We start from the raw sequence: 16,883 nt of genomic DNA on the forward strand, positions 1-16,883 counted from the left end.
AACCTGCACCATGACGGCGAGTCTGGAGGTCTTCTATTCAAACGGTTCCGAGCCCCATCGCATATTCTGCAGGCGTCGTGCCGGTAGCGGACTTGAATACCCTGCTGAAGTAAGCAGGGTCCGAATATCCTACCTTCTCCGCCACTTCATAGACGAGATGCTGGCGGGTGCGGAGCAGCTCTTTGGCCTTTTGAATGCGGTAAGCCGTTAAATACGTCATGAAGCTGACGCCCTTCTCCTTCTTGAACAGAAAGCTGAGATAGTTCCGGGTCACATGAAGCTGCTTGGCGAGATCGGCAAAAGAGATGTTCTCCTGATAATGCTTCTCTACATACTCGCTGATTTTATGAATGTACCCGTCCTGCCGATACGCGTTGTATTGGTGCTGCATCGCATGCAGCAGCTCGCGAAGCAATTCCCGGACTGCCGATAAAATCGTTTCGCAGGCACGGGTGTGGTAAATGTCTTGTACGGTTACATGGAGATTGGCGGGCAGCGGATGCTCCTCCGGCAGCAGCTCCAGCATCATCCTGCTAATCAGCGACACGCACAGATTTTGTACATAAAACAGGGGCGGCTCCGATTGCAGCACATCCGCCTCGATCAGAGACCACATCTGCATCGCTTCCTGCGATTCGTGGTTCCGGATATAATCGACGAGCAATTTCACTCTCTCCAGCGAGTAGTCCGGCACGTAATTTTGCACACGCTTGAACTGCTCCGCCGTCCCGATTTTGTTGGAGCCTTCGTATTCGATCCATTTCAGACTTTCCAGCGAATCTTCATACGACAACGGGTAGTCTGAAGCATGCCCGATCCATCGGCCGATCCCCACGTTCAGGTCGATGGCAAGCTTGGATGTCACTTGCCGGATCAGCTCCTCCCCCAGCCGGCGGGCATCCGAGAGCGCTTGTGAGCTATCCGCATTCGGCAGCAGCAGGATTAACCGGTCCTCCACATAACGAAGCGTAAAGGCAAGTATGTTCAATTGCCCGCTAAGTTCCTCAATGATATTAACGGTGGAGTATTTGAACAGCTGCCAATCCTTCTCTGTGGCTGCACGCCCGTGAATCGGCCTGTACAGCGCGATGCTTAAGGCGATGGCGCCGGTCAAGACCGCCCGGTCCAGTTCATAAAAAGCAAGGACGCCGGCATCGGGCTCCGTTCCGCTTCGCCCTCTCGTCACCAGGTCGAACAGGAATTGTTCGCGAAGAATCGGCACATTCCTCTTCATCTGCTCGACAAATTGGTCCATATAGGCGCTTCGTTCCGAGGCGGCGTCAAGCTCGGCTACCGTTTCCTCCAGCGCCTCTTGAATCTCGGTGAATACAGCCGGCTTGAGCATATATTTCGCCACTTGCAGATGCAGGGCGCCTCGCGCATATTCGAATTCATCGAACCCGCTCAGGATGAGAATCGGCACATCGGTGTCGATTTCCCGTATTTTCGAAGCGAGCTGAAGCCCGTTCATCTTGGGCATGTATACGTCGGTCAGCACGAGATCCGGCCGCTCCTTCTGGTACAGCTCCCAGGCTTCCAATCCGTCCGAAGCGGTAAATACTTGACCGACGCTCAGCCGCTCCCACTGGATCATCGCCTTTAACCCTTCCGTGACATGAAACTCATCGTCCACAATCAGTATTTTACGCATCAGGCCTCGTCCCTCCGGTCTTCACATACGATGCCACATCCTCTTGCGAGGTCAGGACAGGAAGCGTCAGCTCGGCGCGTACCCCTGTCTGCGAATCCGTCCGCTTCTCTTTGCACCTCTCGTCGTGCGCTCCCGGTTCCTCCTGCCCATAGCCCACGGAGTCACGGTTCTCGACCTTCACGCCATATTCGCGGCCGAAATACAACTGGATGCGCTGCATGACGTTGCCGATGCCGTAACCGCTGTTCCCGTCCGCATCCGGCTTGCCAAGAGCCGCTTGCGGAACCAGGGCCGCCTCCCGCTGCATGCCTTTGCCGTTGTCTTCAATACGAATACGGAGGCTGCTGCGGCTGGAACCCCTTACCTCCCAAGCTTGAATCGTGATGGTCGGATGTACGGTGTCATGGCCGCCAAACCCGTGAATGATCGAGTTTTCAATAAAAGGCTGCAAAATCAGTTTCGGAACGAGATGACGCTGCAGATCCGGCGGCACATCGATCCGATAAGCGAATTTATCTTTAAACCGGGCTTGCTGCAGATCCATATACAAAATGCAATGCTCCAGCTCTTCACGCAGCGGAATGAAGGTTCTCCCCTTGCTGAGACTAATCCGGAACAACTTGGCCAGCTTGGTCGACAGGACGCTGATTTCGCTCACGCCCCGGGTTGCGGCCATCCAGTTGATCATATCGAGCGTATTGTACAGAAAATGCGGATTAATCTACGACTGCAGCGCGGCGAATTCGGCTTCCCGCTTGGCCCGGTGTTCTTCCTTCAATTGCTCAAGCAGGTCATGGAGCTGAACGTTCGTCCGGTTAAACGCCACCGAGAGCAGCTTGAACTCCAAAATGTGGTTGTTCTCTCCCATCCGGACGTTGAAATTCCCTGTCTCCATCTGCTTAAATCCGCTTAACAGCTCCGGGAGAGGACGAATGATCCGGCGCGATAAATAGAAAGCGACGGGAACGGACAGCAGCATCCCGAAAAGTCCCACGAGCAGCACCATGTTGCGGATCGTATACACCGGCCGGTACAGCACGGCAGTCGGAATCATCTCCACGACTCTCCACTGCGCATGATTCGGCCGGGAATACATCATCAGATACGCTTCGCCGTTCTGATTCACTTTGCGGTAGCCCTGATTCTGATCCGTCTGCAGGTTGGTGTACCAAGCCTGCTTGGCAGCCTCATGCTCCAATAAAGCAGGAGCGGTGTTCGATCCCGAACGGACCGAGATGAGTCGTCCTCCGCTATCCAGAATGAAACGGACGCTCTCTTGATTCAAGTCATCCGTCTGGAATATTTTCGCCAGCGCTTTCTCAATCACGTTCACTTCCAGATAACCGGCCACAGCTCCATTGTACGAGTATACTTTGGACAAAAAAGTAATGACCGGCTGCTGGTTGTATAGAGCGGTCGTATCCGGGTGCGAGCCGATCCAGATCGAGTCCGCCGCCTCCAAGCGGATCATGTCCGGGTATACCGGCATGCGGTCCAGCGGCAGGACCCGGTCTTTCTCACTATATGGAATATCGTTGTACATGCTGCTGTACACCACAATGCTGCTGATGAACGCTTTGGAGTACAGGAAGCTGTTGATGGTCGTATTCACGTTTTGCCGGCCGCGAATCGCTTCGAATACACCGGTGGATTTGCCCGATAACAGTTGGAGTAATTCGGGGTGGGTGGAGATCGCCAATCCGGTTTCTTCGATTTCCCGAAACTGGGCCGTGAGCTGCTTCTGAGCTTCATTTAATAGTTCCAGCCGAACTTGGCTTGTGTGCTCGGTAATGATCTTGGACACCCCGTAATAGGCGATAGCAAGCGTTAGCAGCAGCAGGATGCCGGTGAACGCCAGGAAGACGAGCAAGAGCAGTGGGCGCAGCCGCCAATCTTTCATCCATGAACCCATCTTTGTCCCCCACCTTTACGGAGCTCCCGAATTAGCCTTTCAGTCCGGTAGTCGCGATTCCTTGAACCAAATACTTCTGACATGTCAGGAAGAAAACGAAGCTTGGTACTAAAGACAAAACCGACATGGCCAGCATGGGACCCCACTCGCTCTTGCCGCTGCCATCGAGAAAGAGCCGGAGTCCAAGCGGCACCGTGTACTTGCTGACTGTATTAATATAGATCAATTGGCTGAAGAAATCATCCCAGGTCCAAATAAAGCTGAAGATCGCCGTCGTAATGATGGCAGGCACGCACAGCGGCATTACGATACGCCAGTAGATCTGGAACGTATTGCACCCGTCGACGATCGCAGCCTCGTCCAGCTCCTTCGGAATCCCCCGGATGAACTGCACCATCAGAAACACGAAGAACGGAGCCGCTCCGAGGAAATGCGGCACGGTTAACGGCAGGTACGTATTCACCCACTCCAGCTTGTGGAACAGCACATACTGCGGGATGAGCGTCACTTGACTCGGCAGCATCATCGTCATTAGCATAAGCGCGAACCATAACGATTTCAGGGTGAAGTGGAGACGCGCGAAGGCAAAGGCAACCAAGGAGGCGGACACGATATTGCCGACGACTACCAGGAACGAGATCGTAAACGAGTTGCGCAGGAAGATCCCGAAATCCAGCCGCGGTATAGCGTTCCATCCGAGCTTGTAGTTGTCCCAGAACCACGTTTTCGGCAATAGGGACACCGAGGAGAATATTTCGGCCGTTGGCTTAACCGAACCGAATACCATCCAGAAGACGGGGTACAGCATCAAGAGACTCCCCACCGCGAGCAGGACATGCAATAAGATTCGGCTGGCCGGAAATACAGCTGCTTGTCTCATTATTTATCTCCTCCCGATTCGTAGTGAACCCATTTTTTTGAGGTTTTGAACAAAATAGCGGTGAAAATACCGATAATGACAAGTAAAATCCAGGCAAGCGCGGATGCGTAGCCCATCTGAAAATATTTGAACCCTTTTTCATACAAATAAATCGCATAAAACAGCGTAGCGTCCATCGGACCGCCCTTTGTAACGATAAAACCTTGAGTGAACACCATAAATCCGCCGATTACCTGCATAACGAGATTGAAGAACATCACCGGCGACAGCATAGGCAACGTGATGCGGAAAAATTGCTGCACCTTCCCGGCACCGTCGATGGCCGAAGCTTCGTATAGATGTTCCGGGATTTGCTTCAAGCCCGCCAGGAAAATAACCATGGAGGAGCCGAACTGCCAAGTGGCCAGCGCGATTAACGTATAGATCGCGTAATCCGGGTTGCTGATCCAGATCGGCCCCTGCAGGCCGAACATGCTGAGCAGTACATTGACGACTCCCGTCTCTCCGAAGATTTGGCGCCACATGATCGATACGGCCACGCTGCCGCCGATCAGCGAAGGCAAATAATAGAGACTGCGGTACAGGCCGATGCCTCGAATATTACGGTTCAGCATCATCGCTACAAGCAGGGCGGCCAACAGCTTGAGCGGGACGGAGAGGACAACGAAATGAAACGTAACCTTCAGCGATTGCCAGAACCGCTCGTCGGCCGTAAAAATCTCTTTGAAATTTTGCAGGCCGACCCATTCGGACGGCTGCAGCAATTCAAAACGCGTGAAAGATAAGTACAGGGAACTAATCATGGGCCATAACGTGAACAGGAACAGACCCACCAGCCATGGCAGCATGAACAGATAAGCGGTCGTGTTTTGTCGAAGCAGTTTACCTTGCATGGTACGAGCCTCCTTGATCTTGGTGATGAAAGGTACCGCGAATCGCTATCGCGGTACCTCCCGGGGAATGCTCTATTTCATTTTGTCCAGGATGGCGTTCGCTTTGTCCATAAACTCTTTGGCGCCCTGCTCCGGCGTTTTTTTGCCGAACTGGATCTCTTGCGAAGTCGTGCCGAGCAGCTGCCTGACTTCGCCTGCGCCTTTCGGATCGATGACGTTGATCGGCTTCGCTACCTTGGTAACCTTGTCTACGAAATCGAACTGCTTCTTATCGAGATCGTTCAACTGCGGTTTCAAAGCTTCGCGGATTTTGCCGGATACCGGGACGCCGCGGTTGGCACCGAGAATTTTGCCCGCTTCCGGATCGTTCAGCATGAAATCCATCAGCAGTGCAGCTTCCTTCGGATATTTGGTTTTGGCATAAATCGACCAGTACATGGAAGGCGAGACAAAGTCCGCATCGATGCCTCCGCTTGCCTTAGGAATGAACGTCATTTCAAGCGGACGATTGGCCAGCGTCGAGATGGAGCCGATCTGGTTCGAAGAGAGCAGGGCGAACGGCGTTTTGCCCGTTACGATCGGATATTTCTCAAGCGGCGCTCCGAAGTAAGAAGCGGTCTGCTCCGGAGTCGAAGCCGCGCCTTCCTTCCGCAGTTTCTCCCAGTAGTTGAAAAACTCAGTCAGCGCTTCGGTCGTGAAGCCCAGCTTGCCGTCTTTGAAAAACTCCATCCCCTTCTGCCTGATGAAATATTGCAGCATTTCCGGGGAGCCGCTGTCGTTCGTGACGCCTATTACGTCTTTGCCAAGCTTCTCGGTGACTTGTTTCGCGGCGGCGGCCAGATCGTCCCAAGTCATGTGTTCGGGGAGCTTTACGCCAGCCTTAGCCAGCATAGCCGGATCGTAGACGTAAGATTGCGAGTTAATGCCGGCCGGGATCGCATACAGCTTGTTGTTCAGCTTGCCCGTACTAAGCGTACTTTCATCGATATCACTCAGCTTGATGCCTGCTCCGTCCAGCGGCAGCAGCGCTTGCCGGTTCACATAATCGTTGATGTAAGCCGTCGACATCTGAATAACGTCCGGTGCCGACCCTCCGCCCACTTGCACGGACAGCTTGTCCCAGTAGCCGTCGAATCCGGAATATTCCGGGGTTACTTTAATCGTAGGATTTTTGTCTTCGAACAGCTTAATCGCTTTCATCGTCAAGTCGTGACGGTCCTGCGATCCCCACCAGAGCACGCGAAGCTCCACTTTGTCGGCGGATGCTTCCGGCGTCTTGCCGGAAGCGTTATCATTATCGTTGGAGCAGCCGGTTAGTGCGACAGCTCCCATCAACAAGCTTAGTCCTGCGGTTGACAACAGACGGCCTGATCTTCTTTTCATGCGATGACTCCCCTTCTTATCTCGAGTTGTTGGAAGCTAAGGTACCGGTTCCAATTACTCTCATCATAGCTGACCGCCGTTCGATCCTGAATGTAATAATGTAAGGTCCTGTTGCAGAAATGTATGCACTTTCACAATTCGATTGCCAATATGGAAGCGCCCAAGGTATCATAACGGGGACAGCTGCAATTATAAATTAACGATGCAGAGGAGAGAAACACGTATGTCCATCCGATTCGGAATTATAGGCTGCCGGCATGCTCATGTTACGATCTTTATCGAAGAAATGCTTGCGCTCGGCCACGTGTGCGCCGGCGTATATGAGAAGGACGATCCTTCCTTGGCGGAGCAGCTCGCACAAAAATACAACATCCCTCTGGTTCAGTCACGGGACGTTTTCCTGGACGATTCGGTAACGGTGATCGGGTCTGCCGCTATCAATAGCGAGAAGATCGAGATTATCGAATGGTGCGAGCAGCATGGCAAGCATATCATGGTGGATAAGCCGGCCGTTACGGACCGGGACAAGCTGGACCGACTGGAAGCGGTCATCCGGCGCGGGCGCATTCAGGTCGGGATGCTGCTGACCGAGCGCTACCGTCCGGCCGTGTATACGCTCAAACGCGCAATTGAGGCAGGAGAGCTTGGGCAGATCGCAAGTATTATGATGCGCAAGCCGCATCGGCTTAATCCGGCTTCACGGGCGGCCTGGCACTTCTCCAAGGAACAAAACGGCGGAATCGTCATCGACCTGTTCGTGCACGACTTCGACCTGCTGCGCTGGCTGACCGGCCAGGAAGCCGTGTCTGTGAAAACAGTCGTCGCCAAAAACGAGCTGCCGGAATATCCGGAGTTCCTCGATACCGCTTCCGCTCAAGTCGTGATGAGCGGCGGGGCGATCGGGATGCTGTACGCGGATTGGCACACGCCGGACAAAAGCTGGACGTGGGGAGATTGCCGGATCTTCGTCAATGGGACAAAAGGGTTTGCTGAGCTGCGGCTGAGCGGAGACCCTTCGGTGTCGGGTGCGGACGAGCTGTACCTGCGCGTAACCGATTCGCAGCCGCTTGAGCAAGCGGAGCTTGCGAATCCGGCTCAGTCGTTGACTGCGGATTTCCTTTCCAGAATCCATGGAGAGCGCGGTACGTTAACTCACGACGATGTGCTCGCCACCAGCAGATTGACGATCGAGGCGGATGCCGGGGCAGAAGTACTGGGAATGGGCAAGTGAGGCGGAATACGCCATAACGAATCAGGTTATAAAATGTGGGACGAGTTACGTTGGCGGAGCGGCTAAACGAGTCGTATGGGTTGGTCGGGTTAACGAGTCGTTACGCTGGTATGGCTAAACGAATCGTACGAGCTGGTCAGGCTAACGAACCGAATAAACTGGTCAGGCTAACACGTCGTACTAGCTGGTCAGGCCGAACGAGTCGTACGAGCTGATCAGGCTAACGCATCGTACGAGCTGGCTGGCCGAGACGTATGCTGCGCCGGGGCCCTTGCATAAGGGTTCCCGGCTTTTTTTCGTTCACCAGCCCTGGCCACCCGCTTCTTTTGCTTCGCATTTGATTTCGCCAGTTGTCCACAGGGTTATACACATCTTATCCACATATAAACGAACACGGAATGCTCCCTTCATCCGGTTTTTGTTTCATCTTAGGTGAAGGGAGTACAAAACACCGGAAGCTGCAGAACCGGAAGAATCGTTTCCTCTATTTCTGTTACATGGCGGATCAACCAGGTTTACGGAAGTTTTAGTTCCGCTATTCTTCGATGCGCAGCCGAATTTGTCTGTTTTCGCCGAAATAACGGAAATAATTGTTCCGGTAAATGGCCTGTTCAGCCTGTTTACAGATAATAGCGGAAACCGGACTTCCTATAGGCGGACGGACAAACGTCACCAAGTGCAGCGAGCGGACATCCCGCCCTTTAATCGTCCACCAAAACAAAAAGCACGGAAGGTCCGCAGACTCCTCCATGCCCATAGCTCTGTAATCTCTACTTATACTCTTGTGCTCTTGTGCTCTTTTGCTCTTGTGCTCTTGTGCTCTTGTGCTCTTGTGCTCTTGTGCTCTTGTGCTCTTGTGCTCTTGTGCTCTTGTGCTCTTGTGCTCTTGTGCTCTTGTGCCTTATCCTCTATACTCTTTACACCGCACCCCATGCCCCACGCTGTACTCTGTGCCCGTACCCGGTACTCTTTGATCTTTGCACTGTGCAAGGTACTCGAGCTCCGTACTCTCTCATGCCCTGCTCTGTGCCTCACTCCGTGAAGCCGGGCTCCTCTATTCATCGGCCCGGCTGACCGGCCGCTGTCATGAAGCGTATTACTGCAAGCTAGAAGAAGCTATGCCCGGTGCGAAAAACAATCGGCAGAGCGCTAAATTCCCGGGATAGGCGACCGCTTGTGCTCGGTCTTCAAATATTGTCTCTCCAGCTTTTCCCGGGCGGCCGGGTCGATCTCCTTGCCTTCCAGGTAATTGCTGTTGTCCTCATACGTGATGCCGAGCTCCTGCTCGTCGGTCTGGCCTTCCCACAAGCCGGCCGTAGGCGCTTTGTCCAAGATCGGCTGCGGAACGCCGAGGCGTACGGCCAGTTGACGAACCTGGCGCTTGTTCAGCGAGCTGAGCGGCGTAAGATCGACTGCGCCGTCGCCGTATTTGGTGAAAAATCCGGTAATCGCCTCCGAAGCATGGTCCGTGCCCACCACGAGCAGGTTCATATCAAACGCCAGGGCGTACTGGACGACCATCCGCGTGCGGGCTTTCACGTTGCCTTTGCCGGCCCGGCTGATGTGCCGGTGAATGCCGAGCGATTTGAAGCCGTACTCGACCTCCAGCGCGATCTCGTCGACAGCCAGCTCGATATTCGTCTCCACCTTGTGCGTCAGATTAAACGCTTCGGCCACCGAATAGCTGTCGGAGATGTCCGCCTGTTCTCCATAAGGCTGGAATACGCCGAGCGTAATATACTCCATGCCCTTCTCCTTCGTCAGCTCGTCCGTGGCCAGCTTGCACAACCCCGTTGCCACAGCGCTGTCGATACCTCCGCTGATCGCGATCAGCAGGCCGGTCACCTTCGAATCCAGCACGTATTGCTTCAAAAAATCGACCCGCTTGCGAATTTCCGCGTCGGCGTCGATATCCGGCTTGACGCCAAGCCGGGCGATAATATCCTGCTGCAGGCTCATCGTCCCCATCACCCTTCTATGTTCATCATGGAACAGGCGTTTTTTTGCCGCCCAACAAACCCAACGTCAGACTTCCTAACATCAGTATAGTTCACCACCGCCAGATTTCAAGCGAATCGAAAAAAAAGTGCGGGGTGAGCTTCCTCCCCCGCCTTCCTGTAAGCTTTTCTTTGCCCTCTGCGCCCCTAGCGTTATGTAGCAAAGCGCACATTCGCCCCCGCCCGAACCACGGTGCCTTCGTCAGCCCCTTCGCAAATCCGTTTCATCGCACCCGCCCGGTCGAAGTTGAACACATGCAGCGGTATGCCATAATCCCGCGCCAGAATAAAGGCCGACGAGTCCATAACTTTCAAATCCCTGCGGATCACTTCCTCGTAAGGCAGCGAAGCGAACAATCTCGCCTCCCGGTTGCGCTTCGGATCACTATCGTATACGCCGTCCACGCCCTGCTTGGCAACCAGGATCGCCTGTGCGTTCACCTCCAGAGCCCGCTGCACCGACGGGTAATCGGTCGTCACATACGGCTGGCCGTTGCCGCCCGCGAAGATGACCACATACCCTTTCTCCAGATGATGAATGGCGCGCAGCCGGATGTACGGCTCGGCTACCGCATTGACGGCAAGCGAAGACATGACCCGGACCTCCTTGTCGGTCTTCGACTTAAGGACGCCGCGCAGCATCAAGCTGTTGATCACGGTCGCGAGCGTCCCGATATTGTCCGCCTCCGCCCGCTCGATGCCCCACGCCTCCGCCATATTGCCGCGGAAAATATTGCCCCCGCCGATCACCAGACATACTTCGATGCCAAGCTGCGTTACCGCCAGCACTTCATCCGCGATATGCTCCAGCCTGCCGTGATCGAACCCCGTCGCCTCTTCGCCCGATATCGCCCCGCCGCTTAATTTGACCAACACTCTTCTGTACCTCATCCCTAGACACACCTCCGCGATTGGACAAAAAAATAACGCCAAAGCCGGAAGGCTTGGCGCTGTTGACCGAAATTGAAAATAAGGATTTGACCCACACACATGAACCGGAAAAAGGATGAAGCAGGAACCATGAAACGTCAGCGAGACCCATAACGGTGGCAGCCTTGTTGTATGAAGCCAAACCGGAAGCCTCAGCCCGTCCACGACCGGACTTCGCAGCCTTCTCAGCTGAGAGCGCGCCGACAACGGCAAATGACGAACCGACGTTCCATCCGGCCATATAGCCGCTTCCCGATCCGATCCGCATCGTCCCCGTCGCCCCTTCCCGATTGTTCCTTCTTAGGATCATACCGGAACTTGCGTGTTGTTGCAACGGGGATTTTCATGCTGCGAGGCGGACCGGAGTTTCGGCTATGAATAGATTCCGCCTTATTGAACGCCTTATCCTCGATCGGCAAACTAGGAAAAGCCATTAAATCAATAAATAATATCTATCATTATAATAAAATATATAAAGTTTCATTTATCAAACAATTTTCATACAATAAACTCATACGAAGAAAGGGTGAAGCGACAATGAATGAAAAACGCAACTCGGACGATCGATTCCTCTCCGCAGCCACACCTGCAGAGCCCAACCTGCTACGTGAACAATTTCCTTACGACGCTCCTCCGCTTGTACTCTTCGACGGCGTGGACGTCCCGATGGACCGTCCCGACTCGATCTTCATTACCGACACGACGTTCCGCGACGGCCAGCAAGCCCGCCTCCCTTACACCGTCGATCAGATTACCGATTTATTCGATCTGCTTCACCGGTTATCGGGGCCCAGCGGCGTCATCCGTCAGAGCGAATTTTTTCTGTACAGCGAGAAAGACCGTCAAGCGGTCCGGGCATGCCAGGAGCGGGGATACGAATTTCCGGAGATAACGGCATGGATTCGCGCGGTGGAGAAAGATTTTCAGCTGGTCAAAGAGATGGGCATCCGCGAGACAGGCATCCTGACCTCGTGTTCGGACTACCATATCCATCTCAAGCTGGGCTTGAACCGGGAACAGGCGATGATGCAGTATTTGTCCGTTGTGCGCGCCGCCCTGGAGGAAGGCGTTCGCCCCCGCTGCCACCTGGAGGATGTGACAAGGGCTGACGTGTACGGCTTCGTCGTTCCGTTCGTACAGCAGCTCCAGCAGCTTTCCGCCGAAAGCGGCATCCCCGTCAAGGTGCGACTGTGCGATACGATGGGCTATGGCGTCAGCTATCCCGGAGCGGTAATGCCGCGCAGTGTGCCGCGGCTGCTGCACGCTTTGCGGACAGAGACCGGCATCCCGTCCGCACAGCTCGAATGGCACGGGCATAACGACTTCTACAAAGTGCTCACCAATGCGGCGACGGCTTGGCTGTACGGCTGCTCCGGGGTGAACGGAACGCTGCTCGGGTTCGGCGAACGGACGGGGAATACTCCGATCGAAGGGTTATTGTTCGAATACATGGGTCTTACAGGGGACCGTTCGGTTGATACGCGGGTCGTTACGGAAATCGCGGATTATTTCGAACGCAAGCTCGGGTACGAAATCCCTCCGATGACGCCGTTCGTCGGCAAAAGCTTCAACGTAACCGCAGCCGGCATCCATGCCGATGGCATTATCAAAAACGAAGAGATCTACAACATCTTCGACACCGCGAAGCTGCTGAACCGGCCGCTCGGCGTCCTCGTCACCGACAAAGCAGGCACAGCCGGCGTCGCGCATTGGGTGAACCGCTATCTCGGCCTTACCGGCAGCGAGCGCGTCGATAAACGCCACCCTGGCGTGAAGGCGCTGTACGAATGGGTCGTCCGGCAATACGAGAACGGGAGAACGACCAGTCTATCCGACGGGGAGCTCGCCGGTGCGGCACAGCTCCATCTGCCGGAGCGGTTTCCGACCGGAGGGAAGTCCCCAGAACCCGTCTAATCCCGCCGATCACTTCGGCAATAACGGAACACAAGCGTTCCGCTATCCCCTTCGGGCATACCGGCCCCAGACGATAGCGGAAACGCAGCTTCCCAGCACCATTAGCCCACATATCCACATTTTATTAACAACATATCCACGAAAATTTGCAACTTATCCACGGCAATTACGCACACTATCCACAACTTATCCACAATTTGCACAGAGAGGAGCGGCGTCTCCATTCAAAGCTTAACAAGAGCCAGCCCTTCAGGCGCGCGGCTCCCCGGAGAGAGGCAAAAACAACAAAAAAACCGTCAGGGGAATCACCCTGACGGTTCTCTGACGTGCAAGCCCATACGCATGCGTGTGGAAGGGAATGGATACCACCTTCTTCTTTCGATCCAGCCGATCGCCCTCAGTCGTGTTGTCTTTTTTACGGTGGTATCGCTAACGAACCCAGCAACCGTTATAAGCGCCGAATGCGGGCGTTTGAATTTGTAGCGAACTCTTGTATTGTTATTCCTCGCAAATCGGATCGTTTTTTTCAACTATCGTTTCAATAACGATCTCCGGATTCGTTACGTCTGGAATAACGTCGTTTTTCAGCCATAAGCACGATCCGATTCGTTAGTCCACGAAATTAACGTTCAAAAAAGCTGCCCTTGCGGGCAGCTCACTGCTTGCTTAGTTCCCATCCGATTAGCGGCAGAAACGCTCAAACGCTTGAGTCAGATCTGCGGCGATCTCCGATGCGGAGCGGTTCTCGATCTGATGGCGCTCAATCATGTGTACCAGCTCTCCGTCCTTCATCAGGGCGATCGACGGAGACGACGGCGGGTATGGCGCGAAATATTCGCGGGCTTTAGCCGTAGCTTCCTTATCCTGTCCGGCAAAAACGGTGAACAGGTGATCCGGCGTAATGTCGTGCTGCAGCGCTTGGGCGACACCTGGGCGGCATTGGCCGGCGGCACAGCCGCATACCGAGTTAACGACGACGAGCGAGGTGCCCTTCGCGCTTTCGAACTGCTGGGCGACCTCATCAGGCGTACGCAGTTCCTGAATGCCAATACGGGTCAAATCTTCCCGCATCGGTTGAACCACATCTTTCATATATGCTTCGAATGACATGGACATGATCTTCACTCCTCCAAGATTCGCAAGTTTCGAATCGAAAATGTTGACTAACTTTTATTATACATCTCCAGCCCGCGTAAGCAAAGCCCCCATTCAAAACCGAATGGATGAGATTTCTATAAAGAGCCGTCATCTCCGGTCGAAACGCCGCTTTGTCCTCATCGTCGCATGGCTGCCTGGTTAAGCGCCGTCTGTCTCTTTTACAACAACAGGTGGTACGGTCTGCCCGTCGAAACCTCCAGTCGGGCTAACCCGGCACCCCGCCCTTCCAACCACTCAATCCCGCTTATTCCTTTACATGATCCGGATCGGGGTCCGTGCCTGCATCGTAAGCGGTGTTTTTATCCGGATGCATGAACCGGCCGCCTTGAGCCGACGGCAAGATCCCCTTCTCGAAATAATCGCGGTTCTCGTCGGTCTGAAATCCGATATCCTTGAACGGGTGCACCCACTGATCGCCCGCCATCACCATAGGATCGGTTTCTTCCGTCCACTGGCTGAGCGGAGAGTCCGGCGATTCGTAGATATGGTCGCCGATCGTAACGCCGAATTCGTTAATAAACGGTTTTCTCGGGCCTCGGCCTTCCGTAAACTGGGGCAAAAAATTAATCTCGAACGGGTCCAGCGATGCATCGTCCCCGCCTGCCTGCGGCTGCTGCTTCGTATCCCGCTCCTGGCGCTCGTTGTAGTTTTTTTTGTCCATATTCCGCTCCTGTCGGGACCCGGCTTAAACCGAGGGACGGTTAGGACCGTCCAGCTTTTTATCCACGACGCTGCCGGCCGATTTCCCGCGGGTTTCTTCGTTTTGCTGGGCTTGACGACGCTGAGCGATGGAGTCCTGATCGTTTTTTGGTTGATTTGACATGATTGGTCATCTCCCTTCCGCCTTATTATGCGACAGAGTAGACGAAACAATGCCAATTCCCGCCAAAGCAATCGCCCACCATTGATCGGACGACAGCAGCAGCACAGCAGGCTTCGGAACCGCACCGAAGGAGACGGCCAGCAGCCCAAGTCCCATATAGATCGAGCCGGCTCTGTACAGCTCCCCCGTACCCGCCTGCCCCCGGCGCATCCACAGCAGCAGCGCAACGAACGCCGCCGCCAGCATCGTATAAACGGACACCGGATGATACCGGAATTCGGGGTCGCTCAGGCTTATTCCCCACGGCAGCGATGTCGGTTTCCCGTAATTCCAGTCGATCGCCGCGTATACGATAACGGCCAGCACGGCTCCGAAAGCGGCAAGATCGAGAAAAAGCCGGATCGGAATCGCTCTCCTGCGCAGACGCACCACCAGATACACGCCTGCCACAAGCATCGCAACGAAAGCTTCCCGCGTTCCCCCGCTGAGCAGCAGCAAAGCGGACGGCCGCTCCCAGACGACAGCCGGAGCGAACAAGACGTGGCCGAACTTCCATACGATCAGCGCGATAAAAGCCGCATTCTGCAGCAGCTCCGCCGCTTCCTTGGCATGGCTGTCATTGCTGCCGCCAGCGGCTCTCGCCATCAGATGGACAGCCGCGATCGCCGTCAGCGCCGCCGCAATGACGGCCAGCAATCCGGTCTGGATCGCGAACGGCCCCCATGAAATCATTTGAGGCACACCCTATCACTCCGTTCCTGTATGTATAAGTCAGGGAAATGAAACCAACCTAATCGTAAGCGCGGGACAAAACCACAATCCCGCCGGACCAACTTCGGGAGGCGAATCCGATTCATAAAAACACGCTCGTATTATGCGTTTCGGCTGCGCTTGCGCTATGTTCCTGCGCTGTAACCGGCCTCGCAGGCAGATGGACAGCTGAAGCTGAACTGCCGCCCGGGAATCCGTCCGGCCCCACGTCTTCCGGCGCTTTTGCCGCAACCGAAAACCGTGCTGCAGAGCTTCCGCGGCAAACTCCGGACAAGCAAATATCCCCCGGATCGCAATCGGAGTCGCCCTTGCTCTCCTTTATTCTGCTGAGCGACCTGCACATTCAAGAGACCGATAAGGAATCGCAGCATTTGCTCGTGAAAACGCTTAAAGAATATTATACCATAAAGCCGGACGCCGATTTACTCGTACTCAATGGAGATTTGACGAACGGCGGCGAGCGGGACTTTATTCGCCTGAAGGAGCTGCTGAGCCGCACGCCACACCCTCCTGTTCACGCTACGATGGGCAACCATGACTATTACCGGATGTGGCTGCATGGCGGGACTCATTACGATTACACCAAGTTAAGCGGGGATTGGAGCTCCTACCGGGCAACGTCCCAGTTCAAGCGGCATTTCGGCTATCGCCGGTTGTATCACGAAACGTCCGTGCGCGGCGTACCCTTTCTTTTTTTAAGCGGAGAAGCATACCGGGACGTCGACGAATCGGTCGGCGAGGACGCCAGTTTGTCAGAGGAGCAGTTGAACTGGCTGGACGGACGTCTTGCCGATTTAACGAGTCCTCCTCGGCATACGGGAGCATCGGGAGGGAAAAAAGCGGATTCCGGCAGCTCTTGCATGCCGGCATTCGTCTTCCTGCACCAGCCCCTGCCGGACACGGTGGAAGGCAGCTCGCTCGAGCGCGGCGTGGTCCAGCATGAACGTCTACGCGCCATCCTCGCGAAATACCCGGCCGTCGTCCTGTTCTCCGGACATACGCACTGGGATCTGGAGACGACCGGGCAGCTGTGGCGCGGTCCCTTTACGGCGGTTGGCAGCGGCGCCGTCCGCGGGGTGTATTCGGCCGGAAATAAGCCGGTGTCCCCGCTCAAAAGCGAAAGCTTGTTCGTCGAGGTATACCGTGACGGGCGAATCGCCGTGCGGGGGCGCAACCATACGGATGAACGGTGGACGGGCGAAGTTTCGGTAATCCCGTAAAATTAAGCGGCGTTAATCCACAATACAGGCAACTATCTACTCCCCTCTCTGCTCGCCACCGTTTTCCTTTTCCGCCAAAACACGCTACAATGAGCGTATTCACCCGGCTTCGTCCGGAAA

The 16,883-nt window shown here is 54.9% G+C and carries 15 protein-coding genes; 3 read left to right on the forward strand and 12 right to left on the reverse strand.

Annotated elements, in window-relative coordinates; translation table 11 throughout:
• Positions 1-37: 37 nt before the first annotated feature.
• From PV433_RS32795 to PV433_RS32820, 6 genes are all read right to left on the reverse strand, one after another.
• The gene (locus tag PV433_RS32795) at positions 38-1,651 is read right to left on the reverse strand and encodes a response regulator transcription factor (RefSeq protein WP_332076156.1); all 1,614 of its coding nucleotides are present in this window, start codon (positions 1,649-1,651) and stop codon (positions 38-40) included.
• Positions 1,644-2,372, reverse strand: coding sequence for a sensor histidine kinase (locus PV433_RS32800; protein ID WP_332076222.1), 729 nt, complete (start codon positions 2,370-2,372; stop codon positions 1,644-1,646). Before PV433_RS32800 ends, PV433_RS32795 begins: the two co-directional genes overlap by 8 nt.
• Positions 2,373-3,563 (reverse strand): cache domain-containing sensor histidine kinase, encoded by a 1,191-nt coding sequence (locus PV433_RS32805; RefSeq protein ID WP_332076157.1) that lies wholly within the window; start codon positions 3,561-3,563, stop codon positions 2,373-2,375.
• A 31-nt stretch (positions 3,564-3,594) separates the two neighbouring features.
• The gene (locus PV433_RS32810) at positions 3,595-4,443 is read right to left on the reverse strand and encodes a carbohydrate ABC transporter permease (protein WP_332076158.1); all 849 of its coding nucleotides are present in this window, start codon (positions 4,441-4,443) and stop codon (positions 3,595-3,597) included.
• Complete coding sequence (locus tag PV433_RS32815; protein WP_332076159.1) at positions 4,443-5,336, reverse strand: carbohydrate ABC transporter permease; 894 nt, start codon at positions 5,334-5,336, stop codon at positions 4,443-4,445. Before PV433_RS32815 ends, PV433_RS32810 begins: the two co-directional genes overlap by 1 nt.
• A 72-nt stretch (positions 5,337-5,408) precedes the next feature.
• Entirely contained in the window at positions 5,409-6,719 is a 1,311-nt protein-coding gene (locus PV433_RS32820) for an ABC transporter substrate-binding protein (RefSeq protein WP_332076160.1), read from the reverse strand.
• A 223-nt stretch (positions 6,720-6,942) separates the two neighbouring features.
• Here PV433_RS32820 and PV433_RS32825 point away from each other — a divergent pair, with 223 nt between their 5' ends.
• A complete protein-coding gene (locus PV433_RS32825) occupies positions 6,943-7,950 on the forward strand; it encodes a Gfo/Idh/MocA family protein (RefSeq protein ID WP_332076161.1) in 1,008 nt (335 codons plus the stop codon).
• Between the two features lie 1,149 nt (positions 7,951-9,099).
• On the opposite strand, the gene nadE is transcribed toward PV433_RS32825, so the two are convergent.
• Both nadE and pyrH read right to left on the reverse strand, forming a co-directional pair.
• Positions 9,100-9,909 carry an ammonia-dependent NAD(+) synthetase gene (gene nadE, locus PV433_RS32830; RefSeq protein ID WP_332076162.1) on the reverse strand — a complete coding sequence of 270 codons (810 nt, stop codon included), beginning with the start codon at positions 9,907-9,909 and terminating at the stop codon, positions 9,100-9,102.
• Positions 9,910-10,100: 191 nt separating this feature from the next.
• Entirely contained in the window at positions 10,101-10,838 is a 738-nt protein-coding gene (pyrH, locus tag PV433_RS32835) for a UMP kinase (protein WP_332076163.1), read from the reverse strand.
• 576 nt (positions 10,839-11,414) lie between these two features.
• On the opposite strand from pyrH, the gene PV433_RS32840 reads away from it, so the two are divergent.
• The gene (locus tag PV433_RS32840) at positions 11,415-12,791 is read left to right on the forward strand and encodes a hypothetical protein (protein WP_332076164.1); all 1,377 of its coding nucleotides are present in this window, start codon (positions 11,415-11,417) and stop codon (positions 12,789-12,791) included.
• A 681-nt stretch (positions 12,792-13,472) separates the two neighbouring features.
• On the opposite strand, the gene PV433_RS32845 is transcribed toward PV433_RS32840, so the two are convergent.
• The 4 genes from PV433_RS32845 to PV433_RS32860 form a co-directional block, all read right to left on the reverse strand.
• Entirely contained in the window at positions 13,473-13,907 is a 435-nt protein-coding gene (locus PV433_RS32845; RefSeq protein WP_332076165.1) for a BrxA/BrxB family bacilliredoxin, read from the reverse strand.
• Between the two features lie 286 nt (positions 13,908-14,193).
• Complete coding sequence (locus PV433_RS32850) at positions 14,194-14,610, reverse strand: DUF3905 domain-containing protein (protein WP_332076166.1); 417 nt, start codon at positions 14,608-14,610, stop codon at positions 14,194-14,196.
• A 24-nt stretch (positions 14,611-14,634) separates the two neighbouring features.
• The gene (locus PV433_RS32855; protein WP_332076167.1) at positions 14,635-14,772 is read right to left on the reverse strand and encodes a hypothetical protein; all 138 of its coding nucleotides are present in this window, start codon (positions 14,770-14,772) and stop codon (positions 14,635-14,637) included.
• Between the two features lie 6 nt (positions 14,773-14,778).
• Positions 14,779-15,504: a hypothetical protein gene (locus PV433_RS32860; RefSeq protein ID WP_332076168.1), complete on the reverse strand. Its 726-nt coding sequence runs from the start codon at positions 15,502-15,504 to the stop codon at positions 14,779-14,781.
• Positions 15,505-15,851: 347 nt separating this feature from the next.
• Here PV433_RS32860 and PV433_RS32865 point away from each other — a divergent pair, with 347 nt between their 5' ends.
• The gene (locus PV433_RS32865; RefSeq protein WP_332076169.1) at positions 15,852-16,763 is read left to right on the forward strand and encodes a metallophosphoesterase family protein; all 912 of its coding nucleotides are present in this window, start codon (positions 15,852-15,854) and stop codon (positions 16,761-16,763) included.
• Positions 16,764-16,883 lie beyond the last annotated feature (120 nt).

Origin of the sequence: Paenibacillus sp. GYB004, from assembly GCF_036577605.1 — a bacterium.
Lineage (GTDB): Bacteria > Bacillota > Bacilli > Paenibacillales > NBRC-103111 > Paenibacillus_AB > Paenibacillus_AB oceani.

Bases quoted from the DNA above. Each gene is read 5' to 3' on its own strand.
- PV433_RS32855 (WP_332076167.1), bottom strand. From the start codon at position 14,772: ATGTCAAATCAACCAAAAAACGATCAGGACTCCATCGCTCAGCGTCGT.
- PV433_RS32840 (WP_332076164.1), top strand. From the start codon at position 11,415: ATGAATGAAAAACGCAACTCGGACGATCGATTCCTCTCCGCAGCCACA.
- pyrH (WP_332076163.1), bottom strand. From the start codon at position 10,838: ATGAGGTACAGAAGAGTGTTGGTCAAATTAAGCGGCGGGGCGATATCG.
- PV433_RS32860 (WP_332076168.1), bottom strand. From the start codon at position 15,504: ATGATTTCATGGGGGCCGTTCGCGATCCAGACCGGATTGCTGGCCGTC.
- PV433_RS32850 (WP_332076166.1), bottom strand. From the start codon at position 14,610: ATGGACAAAAAAAACTACAACGAGCGCCAGGAGCGGGATACGAAGCAG.
- PV433_RS32815 (WP_332076159.1), bottom strand. From the start codon at position 5,336: ATGCAAGGTAAACTGCTTCGACAAAACACGACCGCTTATCTGTTCATG.
- PV433_RS32810 (WP_332076158.1), bottom strand. From the start codon at position 4,443: ATGAGACAAGCAGCTGTATTTCCGGCCAGCCGAATCTTATTGCATGTC.
- PV433_RS32795 (WP_332076156.1), bottom strand. From the start codon at position 1,651: ATGCGTAAAATACTGATTGTGGACGATGAGTTTCATGTCACGGAAGGG.
- PV433_RS32845 (WP_332076165.1), bottom strand. From the start codon at position 13,907: ATGTCCATGTCATTCGAAGCATATATGAAAGATGTGGTTCAACCGATG.
- nadE (WP_332076162.1), bottom strand. From the start codon at position 9,909: ATGAGCCTGCAGCAGGATATTATCGCCCGGCTTGGCGTCAAGCCGGAT.
- PV433_RS32820 (WP_332076160.1), bottom strand. From the start codon at position 6,719: ATGAAAAGAAGATCAGGCCGTCTGTTGTCAACCGCAGGACTAAGCTTG.
- PV433_RS32825 (WP_332076161.1), top strand. From the start codon at position 6,943: ATGTCCATCCGATTCGGAATTATAGGCTGCCGGCATGCTCATGTTACG.
- PV433_RS32805 (WP_332076157.1), bottom strand. From the start codon at position 3,563: ATGGGTTCATGGATGAAAGATTGGCGGCTGCGCCCACTGCTCTTGCTC.